Consider the following 24,304-nt stretch of genomic DNA (forward strand, 5'->3'; position numbering starts at 1 on the left):
TGTACCTAATGATTGTATCAATACAATAAGAAAGAGCGGCTGAATGAAAGGTAATTGGCAGAGAGATTCCTTGATTAGCAGGAATTTCTCTAAATGCTACAAATAAGGCATATTTTTATTCATCACTTGGCAAAATATAGCTTACAAGAAGGATGCGGTGATGACGAATGAGAACATTAACGAAAATCTTAATACCAAGGGAAATTTTTCTGTTGCTTGTTCTTTCCACTGGACTGTTAAACCATGTTATATTGATCCCTAATATTCTTCTGGCTGCTGGTAGAGATAGCTGGATCAGCGTACTAATCGCTTATTTCATTGCTCTATTATTTTTAATCTTGGTCCATTATATTATCAAACATTCGCCTAAAGGTGGGTTCTTTCAGTATTTACAAAATCGGATTGGGAAATTTTCTTATCTCTATTTAACACCTGTTCTGCTTTTTTTATTAGGAAGTGTGTATGTTACATTTCGAGATTTGTTGATTTGGCTAAACGCATATTTTTTGGCCGATCTTCCTTTGTTACTTATTAATATCGTTTTAATCGTGGCCTGTCTATTAACCACATTTGCAGGAATTAAATATATGGCTATTGCAAGCGGATTTCTACTTCCAGTTGTGATTATTCTTGGCTTTTTTATCGCGATAACCAACACACCTATGAAGGACCCTGGCTACCTATTCCCTTTATTTTCTGATGGGTATATGCCCGTTTTAAAGGGAATTGTTTATGTATTATCAGGGTTATTAGAGATTTATATCGTTGTGATTATCCAGCCATTTACAGAGGCAAAAATTAAGTTTCGTCACTTATTTATCCTATTATCAGCTTTTACTTTTCTTATTTTAGGTCCATTGACTGCATCTATAATGGAGTTTGGCCCAATAGAAGCAACTACTTTACGTTATCCTGCCTATGAGCAGTGGAGATTATTAAATATTGGGGATTACATTTCTCACCTTGACTTCTTTGCATTATATCAATGGTTAAGCGGTGCCTTAATACGAATTGGATTGTTTATGTATCTAATTGGTTATCTATTATCTCATAAAATAAAGGATGATCGGTTAAATTGGAAAATGGTTATTGGGATATATATCGTATTATTTATCCTAACCAATGTAAATATTGAAACGTACGAATTCTATAAATATTTATACAAATATCTAATTCCGATTATTTTTGGTTTTTTTATCACAATAATTATCTTCTCAGCCTTCACTCTCCTAGTACTGAAGAAAAGGGATGGACAACATGAAAAAAACAAAAACCAATTCAAATCAAGCACATAAGGGGCAGGGACGCATCTTAATTGATGAGCTAACCAGCAAATTTGCCAAAGCGCAAGACTTTATCATGAAGAAACATTCTTTGGAAGATGAAGATTCCTTACCCTATTTTTATTTTGAGAGCTTGATTGATCTTCATTTTTTGAATCAATACATCCTCCCTAAGATCCGTGCGGAGCATTTAGATTCAGCAGAAGAGCAACTGCATGAACTTTTTCAAGTGGAAGTATTTGAGTCATCCTCCTTAGAGGACCTCAAGGATCTATTATTCTCCGGAAAAATCATATTTATATTACCACATAAAGTTGTTGCGATTAATGCAGGCAAGTTATCTATTCGGCTGCCAGAAGAGTCCTCACTGGAAACCTCCATTCGTGGTCCTAAGGATGGATTTGTCGAAGACTTTTTAACCAATATTTCGCTAGTAAGAAGAAGGTTAAAAACTTCATCCCTAAGTATTGAAAAATACACGATTGGTAAAAGAAGTAACACAAAAGTAGCGCTTTTATATCTCGACGATGTCATTGATCACCGAATTATTACAGAAGTGCATAAACGACTCGAAAAAATTAATGTCGACATATTAGTAAGTGTTCATGACTTAGAGCAGCTAATCGGAGATCGACCGTACTCATTTTTTCCTGGCTTTGATTTTACTGGGAGGCCAGATTTTGTCGTCGAAGCATTAAACCAAGGAAGGTTTGCCCTAATTGTGGACGGGAATCCGACTGTTACATTTGCCCCTGTTAACATTCTGTTATTAACAAAGTCACCGGAGGATTCCTATATTGGGTATGGATTTGTCTCACTTGAACGTATGATTCGAATGATTGGCATTATGATATCTGCTTTCTTACCAGGATTATGGGTTAGTTTTTCTGCTTATAATGTCGATCAAATTCCTTATTTGTTATTAGCCACAGTGTCTGTCGCTCGTTTTGGCCTCCCTTTTTCTGCACCTATGGAAATGTTTATTGTCCTTTTTCTTTTTGAGTTGTTCAACGAAGCAGGTATTCGATTGCCTAGAGCCATCGGCCAAACCGTCGCTGTACTAGGAGGGCTTATTGTAGGGGATGCTGCCATACGTGCAGGATTAACGTCTCCTACCATGCTTGTAGTTGCAGCCATAACCTATATTTCTTCCTTTACACTCGTTAACCATTCACTAAGCTCAGCAATTACGATTTTACGATTTATTATCCTTTTATTAAGTACATTTCTCGGACTTTTTGGTTTGTTAATTGGCTATATATTAACGCTTATCTATTTTTCATCGATTTCTTCCTTTGGAGTGCCCTACCTAGCACCACTAGCACCAATTAGCATAAAGGAAGTAATTAAATCGCTACTAAAAGCTCCTAAAAGCTTTTATAAATCACGTACAGCAACTACAAATCCGAATGACTCGACGAGAGAAGGAGGATAAAATGGTTCAGAAAATGGTTTTAGGGTGGATTATTGTATTAATTGGTCTTACAGGTTGTTCTGGGTTAAAAAACATCCAAGACTTGACCTATATTGTTACAATTGGCATGGACTATGACGAGGAAAACGAGGAATTTACTGTCTATCTACAAGGACTTAACTTTGCAAATGTCGCCAAACAAGAAGGAGCAAAGCCTGTTGAACCAGTTCCAATCTTTGTCGGCTCGGCCAAAGGGGAAACTCTCAATTTAGCCGTCCGCAAATTATATAAAAAATCTGAACCCCCCCTTTTTTTCGGTCATGTGGAAACATTTGTCTTATCAGAGGAAATCGTGAAGCATAAGTTTCATGAAGTTATAACTGAATTAGGACGAAATCGCTCCATTCGCCATACGTTAAGGGTGTTTATGACAGAGGATAATATAGAAGACGTGTTAAATGTAAAAGCACTATTTGAATACCCTGCTATTTATACCGTGTTATTTATGAAGAAAAATGGAGAACTACAGGACCACGAACTAAAGCCCGTTCACTTAATGGATTTTCTTAGACAGTACTATGAACCGATGGGAACAGCAAAGCTTCCTTCTGTTAAAGTTGATACTAAGAGCTGGAAAGCAGAAGAGGCATACCCCGTCCTCTACCTCAATAAGTTAGCGGTCTTTCAGCAGCAAAAGTATGTTAAATCACTACCTTTCGAGCAAGCTCTTTTTCTTGAATGGTTACTTCAGGAACAAATTTCAGTAGATCAAAAAGTAATGATGGAAGATGAATTAGTAGCTGCACTTAAATTAAAAACGCCAAAAATGAAAATTACATATGAAAAAAACAAAGATTCGCCGATTTTCTCCATAGTTATAGATGTTCAAGCAGACCTTCTTGAGATGATTAAAAGCAAACCAATCGAAGAACTGACGAAAAAAGTAGGTGAGGACTTAACAAAGCAGTTTACTGAAATCTATGAAGAAGGATTACAAAATGAACTAGACTTATTTAACTTGGGAGAAAAATGGTATCGAACTCACCCCAAAAAATATAAAAAACTTAAAGAAGAACAAAACTTTTATTTAACGGATGAGTCGTTAAAAGATATCAAAGTGAATGTTGAATTATTCCATTTTAACAGCTACGAATATGATAGGAACCATGGTTTTTAATATTAGATGGGAAAAACTACACTGATAAGCGTACTTTATTTTAGTTCAGATAAGACCGAATTAGACACTTGCATTCCTCTTGCTACAACATGACAAAGATGCCCTCGGTAGCCTTTCATTGTATGAAGATGAATTTCAAGGAGTCAAGTGTCCTCTTCATTAAATCTTATAGATTTATCAGCTTTTAGAGAAACAAACCACTCGAATGATCTTGGTGATTCTATAGTGGGAGGTTCCATATTCATAAAGCTCATTCCACAACTAAATGATTTTGGTCTTCATGCGATACCTCTTCCCCTCTCAGATTACCTCCATATGTATATTTTGTAAAATATTTACTCATTTTCCATTAGAACGTATGAATTTTTTCCAGTTATGGGTTTTCAAATCTTCATAAACCATTTACAATAGATTAATAAGTTAGAATATTTAATCCTTTCCGAGGAGGTATGCAGAATGAAGATTATGAGTAATGAACAATTAGTCGTGTCGTATCGTAATGCATTGAAGTCGGGTGAAAAAGAATGGATCAAATTTTTAAAAGATGAAATCCATCGAAGAGGATTAAACCCTAATACCAATTAAATAAGCAATCAAATGAATGGGCTGACTTCTTCTGAAATCAGCCCATTGTTTTGTCTAAATGAATATATTTTTTCTGTAATAGTTCACGACAGTAGTATGATGACCTTTTCCCTCTATTTTTCTGCTAATCTAGGCCTTCATCGCCGGGATGATGACCTTTTCCCTCTATTTTTCTACTAATTTTGGCCTTCATCGCAGGGATGATGACCACTCTCCCTCTATTTTTTTGCTAATAAGCCCTTCATCATCACCCACACATTAGCAACTTCCCTTAAACTTTCTTTTTCAACTCTTTATTGATTTCTTGAAATTCTTCTTGGTTAAATACACCAAGCATTTTCAATATTTTGGAGTACACATAGATCTTCTTCTGTACCCTTCCCATCCCTTCATCACCTGCTTTATTATATATATATTCTGGCCGAACTAAATGTTTCCTTACTGCAACTTATTTTTATTCATCCATTTATGTTTCATCCAACTTAATCTCTAATATACGTTTCAAAGAGCTAACCTGGTTGGTATACCCTATATAAACATAAAAACAGCATGAAGATTACCTTCACGCTGTTTTTACATCTTATGCAAATATTAATGATTCTGGATCTTCAAGTAGCTCTTTAACCTTCACTAAGAATCCAACTGCTTCTTTTCCATCGATAATACGGTGATCATATGATAATGCGACATACATCATTGGTCTGTTTTCCATTCTCTCTGCATCGATTGCAACAGGACGAACTTGGATCTTATGCATTCCTAATATACCAACTTGTGGTCCATTTAGAATAGGCGTTGATAGTAAGGATCCGAATACTCCCCCATTTGTAATCGTAAATGTACCACCTTGAAGGTCATTTAATGAAAGCTTGTTGTTTCTTGCTTTATCCGCAAGATTAAGAATATCGCCTTCGATCTCTGCAAAGTTTTTACGGTCTGCATCACGTACGACAGGAACAACTAAGCCCTCTGGAGCAGAAACGGCAATTCCGATATCATAATACTTTTTCAAGACAATTTGATCTCCTTGAATTTCAGCATTTAACAATGGAGATTTCTTCAATGCTGCTACTACCGCTTTAGTGAAAAATGACATAAATCCTAGTTTCACGTCATTTTCTTCAAAAAATTTATCCTTACGACGTTTACGTAAATTCATTACATTCGTCATATCAATTTCATTAAAAGTCGTTAACATCGCTGCCGTTTGTTGAACTTCAACTAGACGGTTAGCTATTGTTTGGCGACGGCGAGACATGCGAATACGTTCTACTGGCTTATCATCAGATGCTTGTGGAGCAGGAGCCTGTGGTTTAACAGCAGGTTCAGTCGAAGCCTTAGGCATTTGCTGTTGATTTGGTTCAAAGTTTGCTACATCTTGAGCGCGAACTCTTCCAAGTGGATCAGCTGTCTGAACAGAATGTAAATCGATGCCTTTTTCTCTAGCTAATTTACGAGCTGCCGGAGAAGCAATCGGTCTTTGTTTTTTCTCATCGATCGTTACTTCAGGTGTTTGAGGTGTTGCTTTTGGCTGAGCCGGTGCTTCTGCTTGAGCAGGTGTCTCAGTTACAGGAGCTGCACCTCCTTCAGATACGACAGCAATGGTTTCCCCAACCTTCACTGTATCTCCTTCTTCTGCCTTTAATTCCGCTAATACCCCACTATAATCAGAAATGATTTCAACATTAACTTTATCTGTTTCTAGTTCGACGATGTAATCGCCTTTTTCCACTGTGTCACCCGCTTTTTTTAACCATTGAGCCACAGTACCTTCTGTAATTGATTCTGCTAATTCTGGAACTTTTATTTCAGCCACCTTAGAATCCCCCTTCAATTTGACGCGTTAAAGCTTCATTAATGATACGACCTTGTTCTTTTTTATGCACATTTGGGTCCCCTTCAGCTGGGCTAGAACGACGGCGTCTTCCAATATAATCTACTTCCACATGGTCAGGTGCAAGCTCGTTTAACCGAGGTTCAATGAAATTCCATGCCCCCATGTTTTTTGGTTCTTCTTGAACCCAAGTCATTTCCTTTAAATTCGGATATCTATTAACAATCGCTCGAATCTCTTCCATTGGGAATGGATAGATCTCCTCTACGCGGATGATGTGTAACCAGTCATTATTCGCTTCAGTATTTACATTTTCAGCAAGATCTATTGCCATTTTTCCAGTAGCGAATACAAGTCTTTGAACTTGATCGTGGTTCTTTCCAAGTCCAGGCTGTTCAATAATTGAGCGGAACGAGCCCTCGCTCAGTTCTGTCCCTTCAGAAGCAACCGTTGGATTACGAAGTAAGCTTTTCGGCGTCATGATGACTAGAGGACGAACTTCTTCGCGGTTTAAAATAGCCGCTTGCCTTCTTAGAATATGGAAATATTGATCAGCGGAAGTTAAGTTTGCTACAGTCCAGTTATTTTCTGCAGCAAGCGTTAAGAAGCGCTCCACTCTTCCACTTGAATGCTCAGGTCCTTGGCCTTCATACCCATGAGGAAGTAACATGACAAGACCTGACTTCTGCCCCCATTTCGCACGTCCGGCAGAAATAAATTGGTCAAATAATACTTGGGCTGCATTGGCAAAATCACCGTATTGCGCTTCCCATAACACAAGTGTTTCAGGTGCAAACACATTATAGCCATATTCAAATCCTATGACAGACCCTTCTGATAACGGACTATTATGAACAGCGAAGGATGCCTTTGCTGTAGAAAGCGTGTGTAATGGAGAGAAAATTTCGCCTGAGTTCACATCATGTAAAACGATGTTTCGTTGAGCGAATGTTCCACGCTCAGAATCTTGGCCAGTTAAACGTATGGGTGTACCGTCCGAAATAATAGAAGCAAATGCTAACGCTTCTGCATGACCCCAGTCAATTTTCCCATTCCCTTCTAAAGCTTCTGAACGCCTTTTTAATATTCTACTAAGCTTGTTAAATACGTGAATTTTCTCAGGCCAGTTTAATAATTCCTCGTTTATTTGTTTCAGTTGATCTAGAGGTACAGCCGTTTGAATAACTGGTAGACCTTTTTCCACTAATTCTGGTGGATTTGTCACTTCTACCTCTTTTTTCTTGTTCGGAACTTTATCATAAGCATCTTGTAAATTTTTCAAAATGGCTTCTTGAATTTCTTCCTGTTGTTTTTCAGAAATTGACCCTTCCCCTTGAAGCTTGTTCCCGTATACTACCTTAGTTGTTGGATGCTGATGAACTAGGGTGTACATTAAAGGATTCGTAGTCATTGGTTCATCCATTTCATTGTGACCAAAGCGTCTATAACCAATTAGATCGATTAAAATATCCTTTTGGAATGTAGCACGGTATTCACAAGCAAACTTTGCCGCAGCAATACAAGCCTCAGGGTCGTCCGCATTTACATGCAGAATCGGAATTTCATATCCCTTTGCTAAATCACTTGCATAGCGTGTGGATCTTGAGTCATAGGATTCTGTTGTGAAACCGATTGTATTATTCGCAATAATATGAATGGTTCCACCGGTGCGGTAGCCCTTTAATTGACTTAAGTTTAACGTTTCCGCTACAATCCCTTGACCTGGAAAAGCTGCATCCCCGTGAATCAAGATGGCCATAGCTGACATTAAATCTTCCTTAGGATATCCAGGCTCCTTGCGCGTATCTTGTGCTGCCCTTGTAAACCCTTCAACTACGGAACCAACAAATTCTAAGTGACTTGGGTTATTGGCAAGTGTCAAACGCGCTCGAACAGTATTTTCTTCTTTTATTTGTCGGTCAAGTCCAAGGTGATATTTCACATCACCAGTCCAGCCGTAATTTATGCCAATTGAACCTTCTGATGGAACTAGCTCTTTATTCGGCGCATGCTGAAATTCTGCAAAAATCATTTCATAAGGCTTCCCTAAGACGTGGGCTAATACATTTAATCGTCCACGGTGAGCCATTCCAATATTTATTGTTTTCGAACCAGCTTGAACGGAATTTGAAACAATCTCATCCAATAAAGGAATCATGGCATCTAATCCTTCAATTGAGAAGCGTTTTTGCCCAACAAAAACTCGGTGAAGATACTTTTCAAACTCTTCAACCTCTGTTAGCCTTTTGTAAACGCTTAGCTTTTCTTCAATCGACAGCTTCGGTTGAAGGTTACCTTGCTCTACTTTCTGTTGTAGCCATTGCTTTTCATTTTCATCATGAACTTGATAAAATTCATAAGCAATCGTGCTTGTATATATGTTCAGTAAGTATTGAATGGCATCATATCCATTTTTCACATGTGATGGCGCATCTTTACACAAGAGATGTGCAGGAATGCCCATTAGCTCTTCCTTAGTTAAACCAAAATTAGCTAAGTCAAATCTATGCTCGTTTGAAGCTTGCTTTTTCAATGGATAAATATCTGCTGCTAAATGTCCGTTATGTCGAATTTGGTCCGCTAGCTTCATCGCTGCTAATATGGATGTTAGATTTCCAGAAGGAGTAGCCATTGCTGGTGAAGATTGTTCAACCACTTTTACCTGCTGTCCTACTTCTGGTGCTCCAAATTCATCAAAATACGCTTTCATTTCTGGGTCGATTGATTCAGGGTTTTCTAAATACTGTTCATATAACTCTATGACATAGCCAAGGTTTGGACCATGAAAACCTTGCCATCCTGGCCCTTGAACACTTTCCGGCTTTTTCATGAAAATACCTCCATGTAGCTTCTTAAGGGGATGTTGAAGGGGAATAACTTGCTGACTATCCCTTCTAACCATACCAATAACAAAGCAACTTAAATTATGACTCCTCTTCCCTAATACCCATACCTTTCAAAACGAAACAAAGAATTTTGAGAAAAATAATATTATTCAGAGGATAAAACGTTTTCAATGGATATTTTAACACGAGAACCTTTGTAATACAAAGGTTTTTACTCTTTGTGAAGTGTAAAATATTTTATCTTATTATAGTTGAAATACTTATATTAGAAAAGCAAAATTTTAGCAGTTTAGGGAGGAATAAACAAAGGTAATCATCAGAGCTTTTTTTCAGCTAAAGCAATATAAAATCTATTTTTTCTAATAAAAAAAGCTGGCAATACACCAGCTTAAATCATGAATTTTCTATTGATTTAAAGTTGATTTGACGCTTGCTTGTTGGATCTTTTTTCTCTCAAACGTAGATCAATTACTTTTCTCATATCCATTGGGAAATCAATGTGACCACATAAGGTGAAGTTAGGATTGCTGCCTCCACTAATGAAAACACACATTCCATCTTCTGTTATAAGAGGAATATTTTCATCTAATACTAAATAACGATGGTGACAACTGTTATGTTCAAACATTTAAACACCCTCCATTATTTTGCCTACTTCCTTATTATAATGGACAAATTCTCAATTACCTCCAGGAAAATCCTACTATTTTATTTGAACATTGCAATAATAGATAGCCATTCATCTAAAAATTAGTGGATAAAATGATTTCAGACAAGGCAAATTATGTTTGATACCATTTAGGAGGGACTAGGTAAAATGAATATCGGTCGTGCAAAAGAAATTGCTGATTCAATGGAAATGTTTCAAGTTACATTCGAAGGAACACCTGTAATTATTCAACACGTGAATGAAAAATCGGGAACTGCAAGAGTGTATTCCAAAACAAATCCAGAAGAAGAAAAGGATGTACCTGTCTTGAACTTAATCGAGGAATAGAAACGATTACATAAATAGATGCAACGAAAACCCACAAGCATGTGGGTTTTCGTTTAAGGATCGAACCGTCTATACAAGACAAATTCTTACAATCCAATGACAATTAGTAGAAAAAAGACAGCTAGTTATTTCATTGTGGGAAACATCACTTACTCCGATTGATTGAACTACTTATGATGAATATATTAACTATAAGGAGTCCTATCACATGCCATTAACTAAAGAAGATTATAGGCAAGAAAGCCTAAGAGAATTAGCTGAAATGATTCAAAAATTAAGAAATGACCTCGTACGCATTGGGACCTCAGAAGGACTTTCAAGCCCTCGAACCATCCAGGTAAGCCAAATGTTAGATCGTTACTTAGTAAAATATCAATTGCTAGTCCAAAAAAATCGACGATAATATTCTTTGTGTATCCTTTTCGTCCATTGTTTCATTAATAACTGGGTTTTTCTAAGATAAATTCTCTTCGCTAACTCCCTACAATCTTATGTTATCTTCAGAATAATTCCTTTTCAAAAAGCTCCAAGAAACATCCTTATCAGCCTTATATACTTAGCTCATTCTTCCTTGCGCCGCTTCTCTTATTTTATGATGAAAACCTTTCGTGTGATCGATTACCTCTGCAACTGCTTGATTGAGTTCATTTGATTGAATCGATATAAAGCTTCCCTTGTATTCAAGGGTTTTATGATCATAACGAGGATCATAGTAATGGGTTAACAGCTTTTCAATGATTACTTTATAGTTCTTTTCGTTTGCTGCTTTTTTGAGCTCTTCAACAATCGCTTTGTCTTTCATTCTTTTCTCAATTACAGATAGCCCTTCCTCAACCTTAGGAAGAAACCAGGTCTCATTTTCATACGGAAAAACATACTCTCGATATATTCTCTTTACTCTTTGGGTGAGATCTGCTGTCACATCGATATGGACTCCTCTTAATTTTATCTGTAGAAGAGCTTCGGGCTGAACAACTCTTCCAATACGTTTACTTTCAGCTTCCATTATAAAGTAAGGCGAATCCTTCAGGTTTTTGAGTTCATGGTATAACCATGCATCAAAGTCCTTTTGCGTTCTCCCTTGATTGATGCCTATATCTCCAAAAACTGAGCCTCGATGTGAGGCTAGCTGCTCAATATTTATTACAGGGTATCCCTGTTTCGATAGCTCATTCAGGATTTCCGTTTTTCCTACACCTGTCATCCCATGTAATATAATTGCATGCTCAGGTAGAAGTTGAGGAATTTGCTTCAAGATATATTGACGATAAGCCCGGTACCCCCCCTGTAATCGAAGGGACGGAATACCAGCGAACTCTAAAAATTGGGCTACGGCTCCGCTCCTCATCCCCCCTCTCCAACACTGGATAACAGGTTGAAAGCCACTATTCATAAGAAGCTTAATTTCATTTAATATAGAAGGAATCTTGGGTGAGACAATTTCCATCGCTTTCCACTTAGCTTCAGCAGCACTTTCCTTTTTATAAATCGTACCAATTTCGGTTCTTTCTTCATTAGTAAATAAAGGGATATTTACCGCATTCGGAATCGCACCTTCTTCAAATTCGATTGGGGATCTCACATCTACAATTATTGGCCTCGTTAACTCTATATACTGCTCTACGGTAATGTCTTTCATGGCATTTTCCTCCATCTGTTCATTCACAGGAAAAACACCACAGTATGAGTGGTGTTTGCTATTTGTATTATCATATTATACTACCTTTCCGTCAAAGATTCAGAAGGAGACGAATTTGTCATTTCTTCGGGTAACTGCGGAGAGATACTTGAAATGTTTCTCGGCTCATATTCGATGGTATCCGAAGAAAATATCATAATGATTATGCTGCCTCCATTAGACACGGAACGAATTAAAATCGGCTGATTATATGTATTTTTAAACGTAAAGTCGGGACCATACCAGCTAACCGTCGCATCTCTCCCCGGAGGCACATATGGAACTCTTTTGCTATGAGAATACCTTTGTAGGATTTCAACTCCTGCTCGATCGACGGCATTAAAGAGAGTCGAAGATACCTGACAAATGCCACCACCAATTCCTTCCGTTAATTCCCCCTTTACAATTACGGGGGCAGGAAGATAGCCTCGACCTGCTGTTCGTTTACCAACGATCTCATTAAAAGAAAATGACTCATTCGGAAAAATAACCACATTATTGATCGCTTCAGACGCGAGTGAGATATTATGAGAACGAGTTTTATTATTTGGGTTAAAATAAGTAACATAATAACCGATTTGTTTCGTACGTATTTGTGTGAGAAGCTCACTATCCACCTTTGGATAGAGGTATTTTAAAGGAATTTCCAAATACGAAGAACTCGGATCATAAAAAGATTGCATAAACCGACGTTTAAACTCGATTTCATCAAGCTCATAGCCCATGATTTCAGGTTTAATCTGATTTTGCTCGTCAATTATCGCATTGATTGGCGTCTTATATACAACGCCTTCTATTTGTTCAGTCAACAAATTTAATTGATCAACATCCACAAGTGGTAAATCTGGAAGGTAAGGAATGAAGAAGCTCCCTTTTGCTATTTGAGAAATTACTTCTTCCTTATGCTTAATTACAATTGTACTTGCGTCGACAACAGCTACGTGCCATAAGATTAATACAACTAGTACAAACACTCTTATTGTCATTTCCGTCACTCCTCTCCCTATATTATGCGTGCTAATCGGAAGATTCATGAAAAAAGCACAGTAGTTTTTCTACTGTGCTCAACCTTTCAATACATACCTCATCAGAATGAAGGTTCCATCCTAACCTTTTTTCTGATAGTAATAAATTCATCCCACATGCTCAATAAGAGGTCAACGAGTTTAGGATCAAATTGCTTCCCTTTTCCTTCAAGTAAAATTTCTTTCACCTGCTGAGGAGGGAATGGTTCCTTGTACACCCGTTTGGATAATAGTGCGTCAAACACATCCACAATGGCTACGATTCTGCCCTCCAAAGGAATTTGTTCTCCTTTCAAGCCATTTGGGTATCCATTTCCGTTATACCATTCATGATGGGTATGAGCAATCGAAGCTGCCATTTGAATAACAGGCAATTCGAGATTGGAGAGTATTTGGTATCCAATTAAAGCATGATTTTTCATTGACTCTCTTTCGTCTTCTGTTAGCTTTCCAGGCTTATTTAATATATTATCAGGAATACCGACTTTTCCTACATCGTGGAATTTCGAAGCAATCGCGATCTGATTGACAAACGTTTCATCCATCCCAGCTAATTGGGCTAACATGCCGGATAAAATTCCAATTCGATCGACGTGTTGACCTGTGTCATCATCACGGAACTCAGCTAGTTGCAAGAGACGATCAATCGTGTCAAACATCATTTTTGATTCCTTTGTTGTATCCTGCATAACAAGCAACGACCGAGAAAGCTCGAACACTTCATTTAACGGGAGCTGGCCAATTTTATAGTATTGTGACTTTCCTTCATTTTCCATAGCTACCGTGATCGGTTGACTGCTTTTTATCGCCACAGGACAACCTGGGCAAGGAAGGGAGCGATTAAAGATGACCTCATAGCATCGCCCTCCTAGTTGACTCTTCAAAAAGCGCTGACGGTTTTGCTTTTTTAACAATTGCTTCATCCGATCATCCATCCACGTAAGCTGACCAAAATCAGTAGTGCTAATTTCATAGGCATAAATATTCATGATGTTAAAATTTTGTAAAAATCGATAGGGTCTTATCATTTCATGAATTAATGTAATCCCAAATTTCACGAGACGTTCAAATGCATTTACCTGCATCATCATCGTTGAATCGTTTATATGTTCTTTTGTTAGAAAGGTTAACCGAACAGACTCTACTAAGCTCATTCCACATGATTGGAAGAAAGCTTCAGGTAGTTTATCTTCAATAATTAACCTGCTCCAGTCTCTAATAAGGCGATAGAATATTTCCGGCTTTTGAAAGGTCTTTTCCTGAAAAAACTCCAAGACCACCTTTTTCATATAGGAGTGAAATTCATCTTCATTACGCGTGTTAATGATTGGCAGCTCTAGGTGATCCACATGGGTTCGAATAATCCTCTTAAAATGGTTCATAATTGTGGTCACTTGGAACGAGAGTAACCCACTGAAATTTTCTAAATGTAAAAGATCATGGTTGGTAAATCCATTCAGCACTCTAAGCTTTTCCATTTCATAAAACACAGGGTGTGCGACTTTGTCAATTTCCTTTTCATTGTATGCTTCTATTGCCAGCTGCAAATCAAATGTAAAAAGAGAGGTAAATGCATTCATTAACTCCAAGACATCTTCAGAAGCAATCGTTTTCGCTATTTCCTTCAATATATCCAAATAACGTGAATATGTAGCTGCATACCACTGAGTATCGAGCCCTATTCTAGAGTGAACACGTCCTATGGTTAAGCGACTTTCAATATAAGCATCGTCAATCATTCCATCTAGACAAGATTGGAGATACTTCAGCTGTGTGACCTTTAATCTATTAATCGTTGAATAATCATTAATAATGTCTCTCATCTCTGGAACATCGTATATATCTGTATAAAGCTGGTCTACAATTGATTCTAACGATGGAGAGAATGACTCTTTATATTGTGAAATAAGCTTCAATTTATGTTCCGTGATGCCTGTAAATTTAATTTGCTTAAGTCGTTCTTTCGATTTCACATTAATTCTACTCATAGGAAATCTCCCCATAAATTGGTTATTTAACACTATTATTACATTATTCACTGTTTTTTGTGTGAACTTTTCATGACTTTTGGACAGGCTAAAAATGAAGGGTTTATACTTAAAAAGGAGGATTCAGCTATGTATGAAACCGTCATAAAGGAGTTAAATGCGTTTTTAAAGGGTCAATATATGGGGATTCATGCCTATGAACACTATATTCAGAGTGTAGACGATTTCTATATAAAAAAAGAATTACAAAGGATCCAGCAAGAACATAAACTACATGCAATGCAGGTGGCAGAGAGAATACAAAATCTAGGTGGAACTCCAGTAGACGATGAAGGCATGATCGGTTCCTTCCAAAACTACATAGGAAAGTTGACGGCACCTACCGAATTAGATGAACAACTAAAAACGATCTTAAAGGGAGAAGACGTATATGGGATACAGCTCTCTGAAGAAATAGTAAAAGGGGATTTAGATCCACAGAGCATGCAATTGATTGAACGTATTTTAGATCAAGACCGTCAGCATGTTGATACACTAAAAAAACTTTTACAGTAGAAGAACAAAAACAGGCTAGGCAAGCAGTTTGGATTAGAAAGCGTTCTTTGTCTTCCTATCTAACTAAGTTTTGACCTCTAGAGCGAGTTGCTTGAGCTAGAAGCCAAATTGATTATCTACAATTGGGAATTAATTTACTTTCTTAAGCACTCAAAAAGGAGACTACTACTAGTCTCCTTTTTGCTATATTTTTTCTGATGGTATACCATGTTCTTTCTTCATTCGCTCTTGTTCTTCCTCTACACACACATGTGTAATTTGTTCAATTAAATAATGGTGTAGCTGATCTAATTCCTCCTGGCATGGATGGTCCTTTTTCTGATTCATCATCTCATCTCCTATCCTGCCTTTATTATTTCATTCAAATGAAGAAAATATGAAGACACTATAGCTATTTTAGATGAGGAATATGTTGATTGAATCTAAAAGATTCTTTTCCCAATTAATTTCGTCAACGCCCGAGTGAAGGTTCTCCATTCCCGCGGAAAGGATTCAAGCCCTTCACTATAATAAGTTTGTCCTTTCGTATGAAGCTCGATAGACCAATTGACCCCATCTAATACAATGGCATTTGGCTGATGATCCTCTTCCCAATCCCAAATTTTCGCGCGGTATAATGCATGTTTAAAGTCACGAACACTTCCAAGCCATTTGGGGCGTTCAAAGTTCCAAACACTTTGATCTAATTGCCATTCAAAAAAGGTAAACCGTTCGCTCGTAAAATCGATTTTAACTGTATAGGAAGGACTTTGACCTATCGTCATTCGAAAAACCAATGACTGCAAATTTCTGTCTGGTTGAATACACACCAATTCATCTTCATAATAGAAAAGGTCCTTTTTCCGAGAAATCACTGACTTAACAGACGAAGGTTGAACGATTGTCTTTTGATTCTCTACTTTTTGAACATGTCCATTTAATTCATGACAAATAGAAGGAATTGAAACTGGTCCTTTTTGATCAATGATGTGTAAGATTTCTTCATACATGCTCATTTCGATTTGCATTCCTCCATCTCTCTCCATACCTACTATTATAATATTTTACTATATTTCGAGAATCTGTTATTAACTTCACACATACCCTGTCAATTTGTAAATATTTTCAATTTCGCAATCTATTATATAAAACTTTTCTTTTTACGTAAACTTCGTTACATTAAAGAGGTGTCATAAATTATATAGAAAAGGAATAATTACATGCTTTGGACAATTTATTTAGCTTTACTTGGAACAGCTTCGATCGGATTTCTGCTTAAAGGAAAATACCAAACTTTTAAACTTAAGTTGGACTTTATTATATCAGTAATTACCTGGATTGGTTTATTTGGTTTTGTGACAGAAATACAAATCTTAACGCCTTTCATTTGGAAGTTTATTTTTTTTGCATCCCTAACATGGGACGTTGTTTATACCGTATTCTTTTTAAATGAGTTCGAAGAAGAAGAAATCCCTTTAGCCCTTCGTTTATCCGGATTAATCATCCTCGTACCATTGTATTATGGACTATTTCAATATGCATTTATATAGAATGTATTCCTCAAATTCAATTATAGCCAATGGACATCGAACTGTTCCTTGGCTTTTTTCGCCTACTTACGAATAAAGCTTTATAAAGCTCTCAAGGTCTTTCATCACCTGATGAATTTCATCTTGCGTTAGAAGTAGTGGCATTCGAACATAGAGGGTTATGATTTGGCCCCCTTCATCCTCCACATCCTTTATTAAGTACTGATAGAGCTTCTCTAGTTGTGTATCATTTATCGTAGACTGAATTTCAAACTCTTTGATTTTCCCAATTGATAATATCTGAAGCTCTTGAACTAAATCACCTGAACGATGTGTCCATACATTCTTTCATATTAATCCTTCTTTGTCATACACGTATGCGATCTTTTTCACTCCAGTAAGCAAGATGATTCAACAGACTTTTCTGTGATTCACATCACAATTTATTCAAGCATCACTCGCTATACTGAAAAAAACAAGGAAAAGGTGGTTTTTCAAAATGAACGGGAATTTTGAAACTTTATATGAGCAAATCGGTGGAGGTGCAACGATTCAAAAGCTGGTTGATGCATTTTATCCGAAGGTATTTAGCAACGAGGAACTTCTTCCGATTTTTAATGGAAGTATGGAGGATATTAAAAGAAAGCAATTTATGTTTCTCTCTCAATTTCTTGGTGGACCTGCCTTGTATAGTGAAGAATTCGGACCTCCAGCCATGAGGCAAAGACATCTACCGTTTGAGATTACCCCTGTTCGTGCAGAAAACTGGTTAAGCTGCATGGAAGAAGCTTTTGAAGAAATAGGATTATCGCAAACACCGGAAGGTCAACTTTTCTTTCACAGATTGAAGCAAGTTGCCGCTATTATGGTTAACTCGAATGAGTAAATTGGTAAATTGACTTGATTCATGGTTTAATTTATTCATATAGCTTTTATTAGTAGGTGAATGGGATTAATGGAATTGATTGATAAACTAAAGGAATATAACTTAATGAGCATCCTTATAGCTGGTTTTTTTGCTTATGTCGGAGTATTTATCTTAAACCAGCTCGTACATAACTTTTTCAAACGAACCAATTTTATCGAGGAGCGAAAAGAACAAACGATTGAAAGTATGATTCGCTCTCTTACGAAGTATACGGCGACCATCGGCCTAATCTTTTTCGCGATTTCTCAGTATGTCGAGGATTTTGGACGTGTTCTAGCTGGAGCTGGAATCATTGGGGTCATTGTCGGTTTTGGTGCTCAGAGTTTAATTCGTGATATTTTGGCTGGGTTATTTCTTACCTATGAAAAGCAGTTACACAAAGGCGACTTTATTACGGTAAATAATACATTCAATGGAACGGTCGAGGATATCGGACTTCGTTATTTAAAAGTACGCGAGTGGAGTGGCAAGCTTCTGACAATCAGCAACGGAGAAGTCAAGCAAATCCAAAATTACAACATTGACCGCATGCGTGTGATTGAACGGGTCGTTGCAAGCTTTCGCGAAAATCCCGAGCAGGTTTTCGGAGCACTTGAGCTTGCATGTGAACGATTAAACAACGAATTTAGCCAATGTCTCAAACGAGATGATCAAAATTGCATCATCGAGCCCTTTCAAGTGTACGGGATGACATCATTAAATTCACACTATCGCGGGTATGAGTATACGGTAGTCGGGCTTGTAGATGATCAATTCTATTGGACAGCGGCAAAGGAAGCTCGAAAAATCATGGCAATAACTATGTATGAGCACGGAATCATGATGGCAGAAGAAAACACGCTTTACCGAACCCAGAATGAAGAAGAATTCCTTCACAAAGTAAGAAGAAGCCAATAATAGGCTTCCTCTTTTATTTGTTTGTTATCGTTTTTTCTTATTTAACATATTTGAGATGGTTTTTTCGTCAATATTTTGCTTTTTATTAACTAACACATCAACAATCATATCTTCCGTTTGCTTCGGTACTCGTTTATTCGCTAATTTGGCTACCTGGCCAATTAATTCACGAACATCCTTTTCACTACGAAGATTACGATTACCAAACGAATTCGCCACCTTCATAATGTCATTCATCTTTACACCTGTTTTCTTCTCAATACCCTTAAACATATCACTCATATGATGGATCCCTCCTTCCCAGCCATACTTGGTTTATCGTATGTAACCTAGGAGAAAAAGGACTAGACTTTTCAAGAATTTAAGAAAAATGACTATATGAGGCGGGGGATGATGATGAAGAGCTAGGTGCTCTGCCCAAAGTGAAGACTGGTTCTGACACCAATTTCGGATTTTCTGCTTTTTCTGTCCATACTCTCCCTCTGTCCAGATACAAGTCCCGATTTTTTCTCATATTACTAGTTTCTATCCTAATGGACCAATGATAAAATAGGAGATTGACCACACTTAAAAAGGATGGATTCTATTTGAAGTTAAAAATGTTAGTCGCATTCATTCTCTTATTTTCGATAACGGGCTGTTCGTTGGTGGAGAGCGAAGGTTCTGGAGATAAGATTCAAGTTGAACTAGACCAAGCTATTGACGGTGATACCCTATCCGTGTTCTTGGATGGGGAGAGTGAGAACATTCGTCTATTATTAATCGATACACCCGAAACATCACATCCTAGACTGGGAAAACAGCCTTTTGGGCAAGAAGCTAAAGAATTCACTAAAAATTTAGTTGAACAAGCTGAAATTCTTGAGATCGAATACGATATTGGACAGAAAAGAGATAAGTATGATCGACTGCTCGCATATGTGTACGTGGATGGGAAGATGCTGCAAGAGGAGCTTCTTAAACAGGGACTTGCTCGAGTTGCATATATCTTTCCTCCTAATACTCGTTATGTTGATCAATTTCAAGCAATTCAAAAAGACGTACAGCAACAAGGAGTAGGAATTTGGTCTGTTGAAAATTATGCTCAAGAAGATGGGTTTCACCCTGAGTTTACAGAAGCTGAGACTACTACAACTGAAACATCAGGTTGTAAAATCAAAGGAAACATTGGATCTGAGAAAATCTATCACACTCCCGAATCTCCTTGGTATGAGCAAACCATTGCAGAAGTGATGTTTTGTTCTGAAAAGGAAGCGAATGAAGCAGGGTTCCGTGCACCAAAACAATAACGTTCATACGAAAATATAGGGAAATAACAAGGGTTGATCCTCTTGAATATTTCCCTTATTTCTTATGAAGATGCATGGCTTAGTACGCTGCTTGATTATTTCGCCATTTTTTTAAGGGGATAGTCCTTAAATACTACGTCTATTTATTTGATCAATAATGCTATTTTTAAATGAATCTAATGATACCATTTCTGATTGCTTTTTCCCATATTGTCTAACGTTTACTGCTTTTTCTTCCACTTCCTTGTCCCCTAACACCAGTATATACGGAATCTTTTTCAATTGTGCTTCTCTTATTTTATACCCTAGTTTTTCATTGCGAGTGTCCGTTTTCACTCTTACCCCTAATTCCTTTAATTCTGCTTGGAGCTTCCCGCCGTATTCTAAATGAACCTGTGAAACAGGGATAATTTGCACTTGTGTCGGTGCAAGCCACACAGGAAACGCTCCTGCAAAATGTTCGATTAAAATCCCAAAGAACCGGTCGATTGATCCAAATATAGCTCGGTGAATGACAACTGGGCGAACTTTTTGTTTAGATTGATCGATATATGTCAAATCAAACTTTTCAGGCATTTGAAAATCAAGCTGTATCGTTGCACATTGATGGCTTCGTTTTAGCGCATCCTTTATGTGAAAGTCAATTTTCGGTCCATAAAATGCTCCATCCCCTTCATTTAAATGGTAAGGAACATTCAAGCTCTCCAATACGCTCTTTAATGCTTCTTCAGAAGTTTCCCATAGACGATCATCCCCTAATGAATCTTCAGGGCGAGTCGATAGTTCTACTGAATAGTCAAAACCAAATGTAGTGTATACTTCGTCAATTAAGTGAATAACCTGCTTAATTTCACTTTCGATTTGATCCTCCCGAACAAATATATGGGCATCATCCTGACAAAATGTGCGGACTCGAAGCATTCCATTTAATGCACCACTATACTCATGACGGTGAACTTGGCCGAACTCCGCCATTCGAATTGGCAGATCTCGATACGAATAAAGATTGTTTTTAAACATCAGCATATGCCCTGGGCAATTCATTGGTTTGAGAGCAAATTTTTTATGTTCAACCTCCGTAAAGTACATATTTTCATGATAATGATCCCAATGACCTGATTTTTCCCATAACTCTTGATTCATCATGAACGGAGTACGTACTTCATCATAATTGGCCTTTTGTTGAACGACTCGAGAATAATTTTCTAACTCATTCCTAATGATTTGTCCATTTGGTAAATAAAATGGCATTCCAGGTGCCTCTTCAGAAAACATAAATAGCTCTAACTGCTTTCCTAGCTTACGATGATCTCGTTTTGCAGCTTCTTCTAAGAAATCTACATACTCACTTAGCTCTTTTTTATTTCTAAATGCCACGCCATAGATTCGCTGAAGTACCTGATTATTACTATCTCCTCGCCAATATGCACCTGATACGCGTGTTAATTTAAACGCCTTAATGTAGCCTGTAGATGGAAGATGTGGTCCGCGGCAAAGGTCAATAAAATCTCCTTGCGCATAAAGAGTTATGTTTTCTCCCTTTGGGATGTCCTTTAAAATCTCTAACTTAAAAGGCTCATTCTTCTTTTCAAATAGCTTTTGAGCTTCTTCAAAGGAAACTTCCATTCGCTCGATTTCTAGATTTTCACTGATGATGTTTTCCATTTCTTTTTCAATTGCGGATAAATCATCAGAAGTAATCGGATGCTCAAGGTTCATGTCATAATAAAATCCATCTTCAATAACAGGTCCAATGGCTAATTCTACATGACCATGAATTCTCTTTACAGCCTGCGCTAACACGTGTGCAGATGAGTGTCTTAAAATAGCCACTGCTTCTTCTGAATCTAAAGTTAATATTGTGAGCTTTACATCTTTTTCTAGCTTATAGCTCAAATCAACCAGTTGTTCATCTATTTTCCCTGCAACTGCTTTTTTACATAGGCTTGAGCTAATTGACTCTGCTACCTTTTTTACCGTTATTCCTATTGGAAATTCCTTGATTTTCCCATCCGGAAATTGTACATGTATACATTTCTCACTCATCATTCTAAACACTCCTTTTAAAAGTATAAAAAAACGCACCCATCCCTATGGCAAGGGACGAATGCGTCATATTCGTGGTTCCACCCAATTTCCCACAAGCTAAAAATGAGCTTATGGCTTTGGTGCTGTAACGTCGCAAAAACGGCATTGGATACTTTAATTCCCCAATACTGCTCAAAGGCGGTAAATTATTTTCCTAAGCTAGGAAGTTCACAGCGATTCCTTCCCTCTCTGAAAACCGTAAAAATAAATCATGTCCTTCTCATCGCATCATATGAAATTAAAAATAAAAACGCATCCATCCCTATGGCAAGGGACGAATGCGTCATATTCGTGGTTCCACCCAATTTCCCACAAGCTAAAAACGAGCTTATGGCTTTGGTGCTGTAACGTCGCAGATACGGTATTGGATACTTTAAGTTCCCCAATACTGCTCAAAGGTGGTAAGATACTTTCCCTGCGTTAGGAAGATTTCAGCTTTCCTTCCCTCTCTGGAAACCGTAAAAAGTAAATGTTGTCCTAATCAAAGCATTTTCATAAATTTGAATTATTTTACATCTTACATGAATGATTTATTTTTTGCAATCATTTATTTTTCATTGTTTGAAAATCTACATCCATTGATTTTTCAAAAACACAGTATTCTCCCAGTATTTAAGATGATTTTAGCTCTCTAAATTTTTTTATGCTCTATACTGACTAATCTAACTAACACCAAATCACACTTCCCTAGTTCAGCGTAAACCACCTAATCAACCATGAATTCGAATGAAGTCTTGATCCTCACTCTTAACTCCCTCTTGAAAATACATCTTCGTTTTAAAGCGATAGGAAATATTCTCATCTGAACAACGAATATTTTTTGGTAAATGGAATGAAAAAGGGATTTTATTCATTTCTGTAGATGCAATGGACTTTGTAGAATACATCGTAAACGATTCAATGATGTGTTCACTTTTCGTTTTCCGATCTTTTAATACTAGATCACATTCGATTCGCCTTATTTTCTGTTCAATTGTTCCTCCTACAATAGAAAAATAACCATTTACACTTTCTCCTATATTAAAATCTGTTTTCTCTAGAATTAAATCAATATTAGCTGCACCTACACCAAGTAGAGACATATATTTTCGTAGAATCATGATTTATCCTCTCCTATCAATTATTTTGGCTGTTTAATGGGTTTCTTGCGTTTCATTGCATCTAGCATTTTGTAAGCAGGCTTTTTCAAACAAAAAAGGCCTCTACCATTTATCTGGTAAAGACCTAAACATAAAGACCTTTACCGAATTGGTAAAGGTCTTGCTAACAACATAAAGTTTGTTGCCAACAAAGCCGAGAGACACGTGTCTCTGAAATGACGACTTTGCTGCTAAAGCTACTCCCCTTTGGAGAACTTATTAAATTAATATTAGAATACTATAAAAATAGCAGTCAGTCAAATATTTCCTTGAACATCCACATTAGTTTACATAAATTAATTATACACAATTAATTTTATGCAAAATTCAGTTATATTTATGTAAACTTATATTAACATTTGGTTGACATTAAATAGTTCCTACGATTATCCTAGAGTTACATTACTATTTCTCATATGGGGGTTAACAAAATGAAGAAACAATTTAAGGCAATTGACATTACGCTTGTTGGGATGTTTGTTGCACTGATGACAATTGGAGCCAATATTACGTCAATTGCTCCATTTATGGTTGTCGGTGGCGTTCCGATCACACTCCAAACCTTTTTTGCTGTTCTAGCAGGAGCTGTTTTGGGAAGTCGTTTAGGTTCCGTCGCAATGACTGTATACGCTTTAGTAGGTCTAGTTGGAGTTCCCGTTTTCGCAAGATTTGGTGGAGGGTTTTCATCGATTATTAGCCCCACTTTTGGATTCATTCTATCTTTTATCTTAACTGCATACGTAACAGGAAAAATCATTGAGAAAAATAATAAACTGCCAATCTATGTGGTTGCTGCTTTAATTGGATTAGTCATCAATTATGTGGTTGGAACGAATTGGATGTATTTTGCCTATAAATTTTGGGCCGCTGCACCAGAAGGATTTACCTATCAAATGGCATGGCTCTGGATGGTTGTTCCTCTTCCAAAAGATATTATTTTAGCCGTTTTAGCTGGTATCTTTGCTTATCGATTTGATAAGTCCGTTCTTTCGAAAAATCAATTTCGCCATTTAAAAAAAGCGGCTTGAGTCGAGTAAGCTTGAGAGAATTTGAAACATTAGCTATATGAGGGG

At 37.1% G+C, this 24,304-nt stretch carries 23 protein-coding genes and 2 other annotated features; of the genes, 12 read left to right on the top strand and 11 right to left on the bottom strand.

What is annotated here, in order from left to right:
• Positions 1 to 167 precede the first annotated feature (167 nt).
• The 4 genes from LS684_RS11500 (at position 168) to sda (ending at position 4,459) form a co-directional block, all read left to right on the top strand.
• Complete coding sequence (locus LS684_RS11500) at positions 168 to 1,295, top strand: endospore germination permease (protein ID WP_233806112.1); 1,128 nt, start codon at positions 168 to 170, stop codon at positions 1,293 to 1,295.
• On the top strand, positions 1,258 to 2,718 hold the full coding sequence (locus tag LS684_RS11505) for a spore germination protein (protein ID WP_233806114.1): 1,461 nt from the start codon (positions 1,258 to 1,260) through the stop codon (positions 2,716 to 2,718). Before LS684_RS11500 ends, LS684_RS11505 begins: the two co-directional genes overlap by 38 nt.
• Position 2,719: 1 nt before the next feature.
• Positions 2,720 to 3,874, top strand: coding sequence for a Ger(x)C family spore germination protein (locus LS684_RS11510; protein ID WP_233806116.1), 1,155 nt, complete (start codon positions 2,720 to 2,722; stop codon positions 3,872 to 3,874).
• Positions 3,875 to 4,330: 456 nt separating this feature from the next.
• Positions 4,331 to 4,459, top strand: a complete 129-nt coding sequence (gene sda / locus LS684_RS11515) for a sporulation histidine kinase inhibitor Sda (RefSeq protein WP_233806119.1) — start codon at positions 4,331 to 4,333, stop codon at positions 4,457 to 4,459.
• Positions 4,460 to 5,039: 580 nt separating this feature from the next.
• Here the strand turns inward: sda and odhB are convergent.
• The 3 genes from odhB to LS684_RS11530 all read right to left on the bottom strand — a co-directional run bounded on the left by odhB (position 5,040) and on the right by LS684_RS11530 (position 9,767).
• A complete protein-coding gene (odhB, locus tag LS684_RS11520; protein ID WP_233806121.1) occupies positions 5,040 to 6,275 on the bottom strand; it encodes a 2-oxoglutarate dehydrogenase complex dihydrolipoyllysine-residue succinyltransferase in 1,236 nt (411 codons plus the stop codon).
• Position 6,276: 1 nt separating this feature from the next.
• Positions 6,277 to 9,123, bottom strand: coding sequence for a 2-oxoglutarate dehydrogenase E1 component (locus LS684_RS11525; protein ID WP_233806123.1), 2,847 nt, complete (start codon positions 9,121 to 9,123; stop codon positions 6,277 to 6,279).
• A gap of 428 nt (positions 9,124 to 9,551) precedes the next feature.
• Positions 9,552 to 9,767 (bottom strand): hypothetical protein, encoded by a 216-nt coding sequence (locus tag LS684_RS11530; RefSeq protein ID WP_233806125.1) that lies wholly within the window; start codon positions 9,765 to 9,767, stop codon positions 9,552 to 9,554.
• A gap of 189 nt (positions 9,768 to 9,956) precedes the next feature.
• Between LS684_RS11530 and LS684_RS11535 the strand changes: the two genes are divergently transcribed.
• Positions 9,957 to 10,136 (top strand): H-type small acid-soluble spore protein, encoded by a 180-nt coding sequence (locus LS684_RS11535; protein WP_233806127.1) that lies wholly within the window; start codon positions 9,957 to 9,959, stop codon positions 10,134 to 10,136.
• 208 nt (positions 10,137 to 10,344) lie between these two features.
• Positions 10,345 to 10,539: an aspartyl-phosphate phosphatase Spo0E family protein gene (locus LS684_RS11540; RefSeq protein WP_233806129.1), complete on the top strand. Its 195-nt coding sequence runs from the start codon at positions 10,345 to 10,347 to the stop codon at positions 10,537 to 10,539.
• Positions 10,540 to 10,692: 153 nt separating this feature from the next.
• On the opposite strand, the gene mnmH is transcribed toward LS684_RS11540, so the two are convergent.
• The 3 genes from mnmH to LS684_RS11555 form a co-directional block, all read right to left on the bottom strand.
• Positions 10,693 to 11,775, bottom strand: a complete 1,083-nt coding sequence (gene mnmH / locus LS684_RS11545; RefSeq protein WP_233806131.1) for a tRNA 2-selenouridine(34) synthase MnmH — start codon at positions 11,773 to 11,775, stop codon at positions 10,693 to 10,695.
• 80 nt (positions 11,776 to 11,855) lie between these two features.
• On the bottom strand, positions 11,856 to 12,800 hold the full coding sequence (locus LS684_RS11550) for a VanW family protein (protein WP_233806133.1): 945 nt from the start codon (positions 12,798 to 12,800) through the stop codon (positions 11,856 to 11,858).
• A gap of 101 nt (positions 12,801 to 12,901) precedes the next feature.
• Positions 12,902 to 14,827 (bottom strand): protoglobin domain-containing protein, encoded by a 1,926-nt coding sequence (locus tag LS684_RS11555; protein WP_233806135.1) that lies wholly within the window; start codon positions 14,825 to 14,827, stop codon positions 12,902 to 12,904.
• 129 nt (positions 14,828 to 14,956) lie between these two features.
• Here LS684_RS11555 and LS684_RS11560 point away from each other — a divergent pair, with 129 nt between their 5' ends.
• Positions 14,957 to 15,382, top strand: a complete 426-nt coding sequence (locus LS684_RS11560; protein WP_233806137.1) for a ferritin-like domain-containing protein — start codon at positions 14,957 to 14,959, stop codon at positions 15,380 to 15,382.
• Between the two features lie 183 nt (positions 15,383 to 15,565).
• Here the strand turns inward: LS684_RS11560 and LS684_RS11565 are convergent, their stop codons facing one another.
• Positions 15,566 to 15,712: a hypothetical protein gene (locus LS684_RS11565; protein WP_233806139.1), complete on the bottom strand. Its 147-nt coding sequence runs from the start codon at positions 15,710 to 15,712 to the stop codon at positions 15,566 to 15,568.
• Positions 15,713 to 15,804: 92 nt separating this feature from the next.
• Positions 15,805 to 16,389, bottom strand: a complete 585-nt coding sequence (locus tag LS684_RS11570; RefSeq protein ID WP_233806141.1) for a hypothetical protein — start codon at positions 16,387 to 16,389, stop codon at positions 15,805 to 15,807.
• Between the two features lie 192 nt (positions 16,390 to 16,581).
• Between LS684_RS11570 and LS684_RS11575 the strand changes: the two genes are divergently transcribed.
• The 3 genes from LS684_RS11575 (at position 16,582) to LS684_RS11585 (ending at position 18,715) form a co-directional block, all read left to right on the top strand.
• Positions 16,582 to 16,911 (top strand): hypothetical protein, encoded by a 330-nt coding sequence (locus tag LS684_RS11575; protein WP_233806144.1) that lies wholly within the window; start codon positions 16,582 to 16,584, stop codon positions 16,909 to 16,911.
• A 478-nt stretch (positions 16,912 to 17,389) separates the two neighbouring features.
• Entirely contained in the window at positions 17,390 to 17,776 is a 387-nt protein-coding gene (locus tag LS684_RS11580) for a globin domain-containing protein (RefSeq protein WP_233806146.1), read from the top strand.
• A gap of 60 nt (positions 17,777 to 17,836) precedes the next feature.
• Positions 17,837 to 18,715 carry a mechanosensitive ion channel family protein gene (locus tag LS684_RS11585; protein ID WP_233806148.1) on the top strand — a complete coding sequence of 293 codons (879 nt, stop codon included), beginning with the start codon at positions 17,837 to 17,839 and terminating at the stop codon, positions 18,713 to 18,715.
• A gap of 24 nt (positions 18,716 to 18,739) precedes the next feature.
• On the opposite strand, the gene LS684_RS11590 is transcribed toward LS684_RS11585, so the two are convergent.
• A complete protein-coding gene (locus tag LS684_RS11590) occupies positions 18,740 to 18,997 on the bottom strand; it encodes a stage VI sporulation protein F (protein ID WP_233806150.1) in 258 nt (85 codons plus the stop codon).
• Positions 18,998 to 19,302: 305 nt separating this feature from the next.
• Between LS684_RS11590 and LS684_RS11595 the strand changes: the two genes are divergently transcribed.
• A complete protein-coding gene (locus LS684_RS11595; protein ID WP_233806151.1) occupies positions 19,303 to 20,004 on the top strand; it encodes a thermonuclease family protein in 702 nt (233 codons plus the stop codon).
• Between the two features lie 126 nt (positions 20,005 to 20,130).
• Here the strand turns inward: LS684_RS11595 and thrS are convergent, their stop codons facing one another.
• Positions 20,131 to 22,050, bottom strand: a complete 1,920-nt coding sequence (gene thrS, locus LS684_RS11600) for a threonine--tRNA ligase (RefSeq protein WP_233811628.1) — start codon at positions 22,048 to 22,050, stop codon at positions 20,131 to 20,133.
• A gap of 50 nt (positions 22,051 to 22,100) precedes the next feature.
• Positions 22,101 to 22,325 (bottom strand) — a binding site (T-box leader).
• A 34-nt stretch (positions 22,326 to 22,359) separates the two neighbouring features.
• Positions 22,360 to 22,586, bottom strand: a binding site (T-box leader).
• Between the two features lie 216 nt (positions 22,587 to 22,802).
• Positions 22,803 to 23,192, bottom strand: coding sequence for a sporulation protein (locus LS684_RS11610; RefSeq protein WP_233806152.1), 390 nt, complete (start codon positions 23,190 to 23,192; stop codon positions 22,803 to 22,805).
• A gap of 470 nt (positions 23,193 to 23,662) precedes the next feature.
• On the opposite strand from LS684_RS11610, the gene LS684_RS11615 reads away from it, so the two are divergent.
• The gene (locus LS684_RS11615) at positions 23,663 to 24,259 is read left to right on the top strand and encodes a biotin transporter BioY (protein ID WP_233806153.1); all 597 of its coding nucleotides are present in this window, start codon (positions 23,663 to 23,665) and stop codon (positions 24,257 to 24,259) included.
• Positions 24,260 to 24,304: the final 45 nt, after the last annotated feature.

It is taken from the genome of Cytobacillus spongiae, from assembly GCF_021390075.1.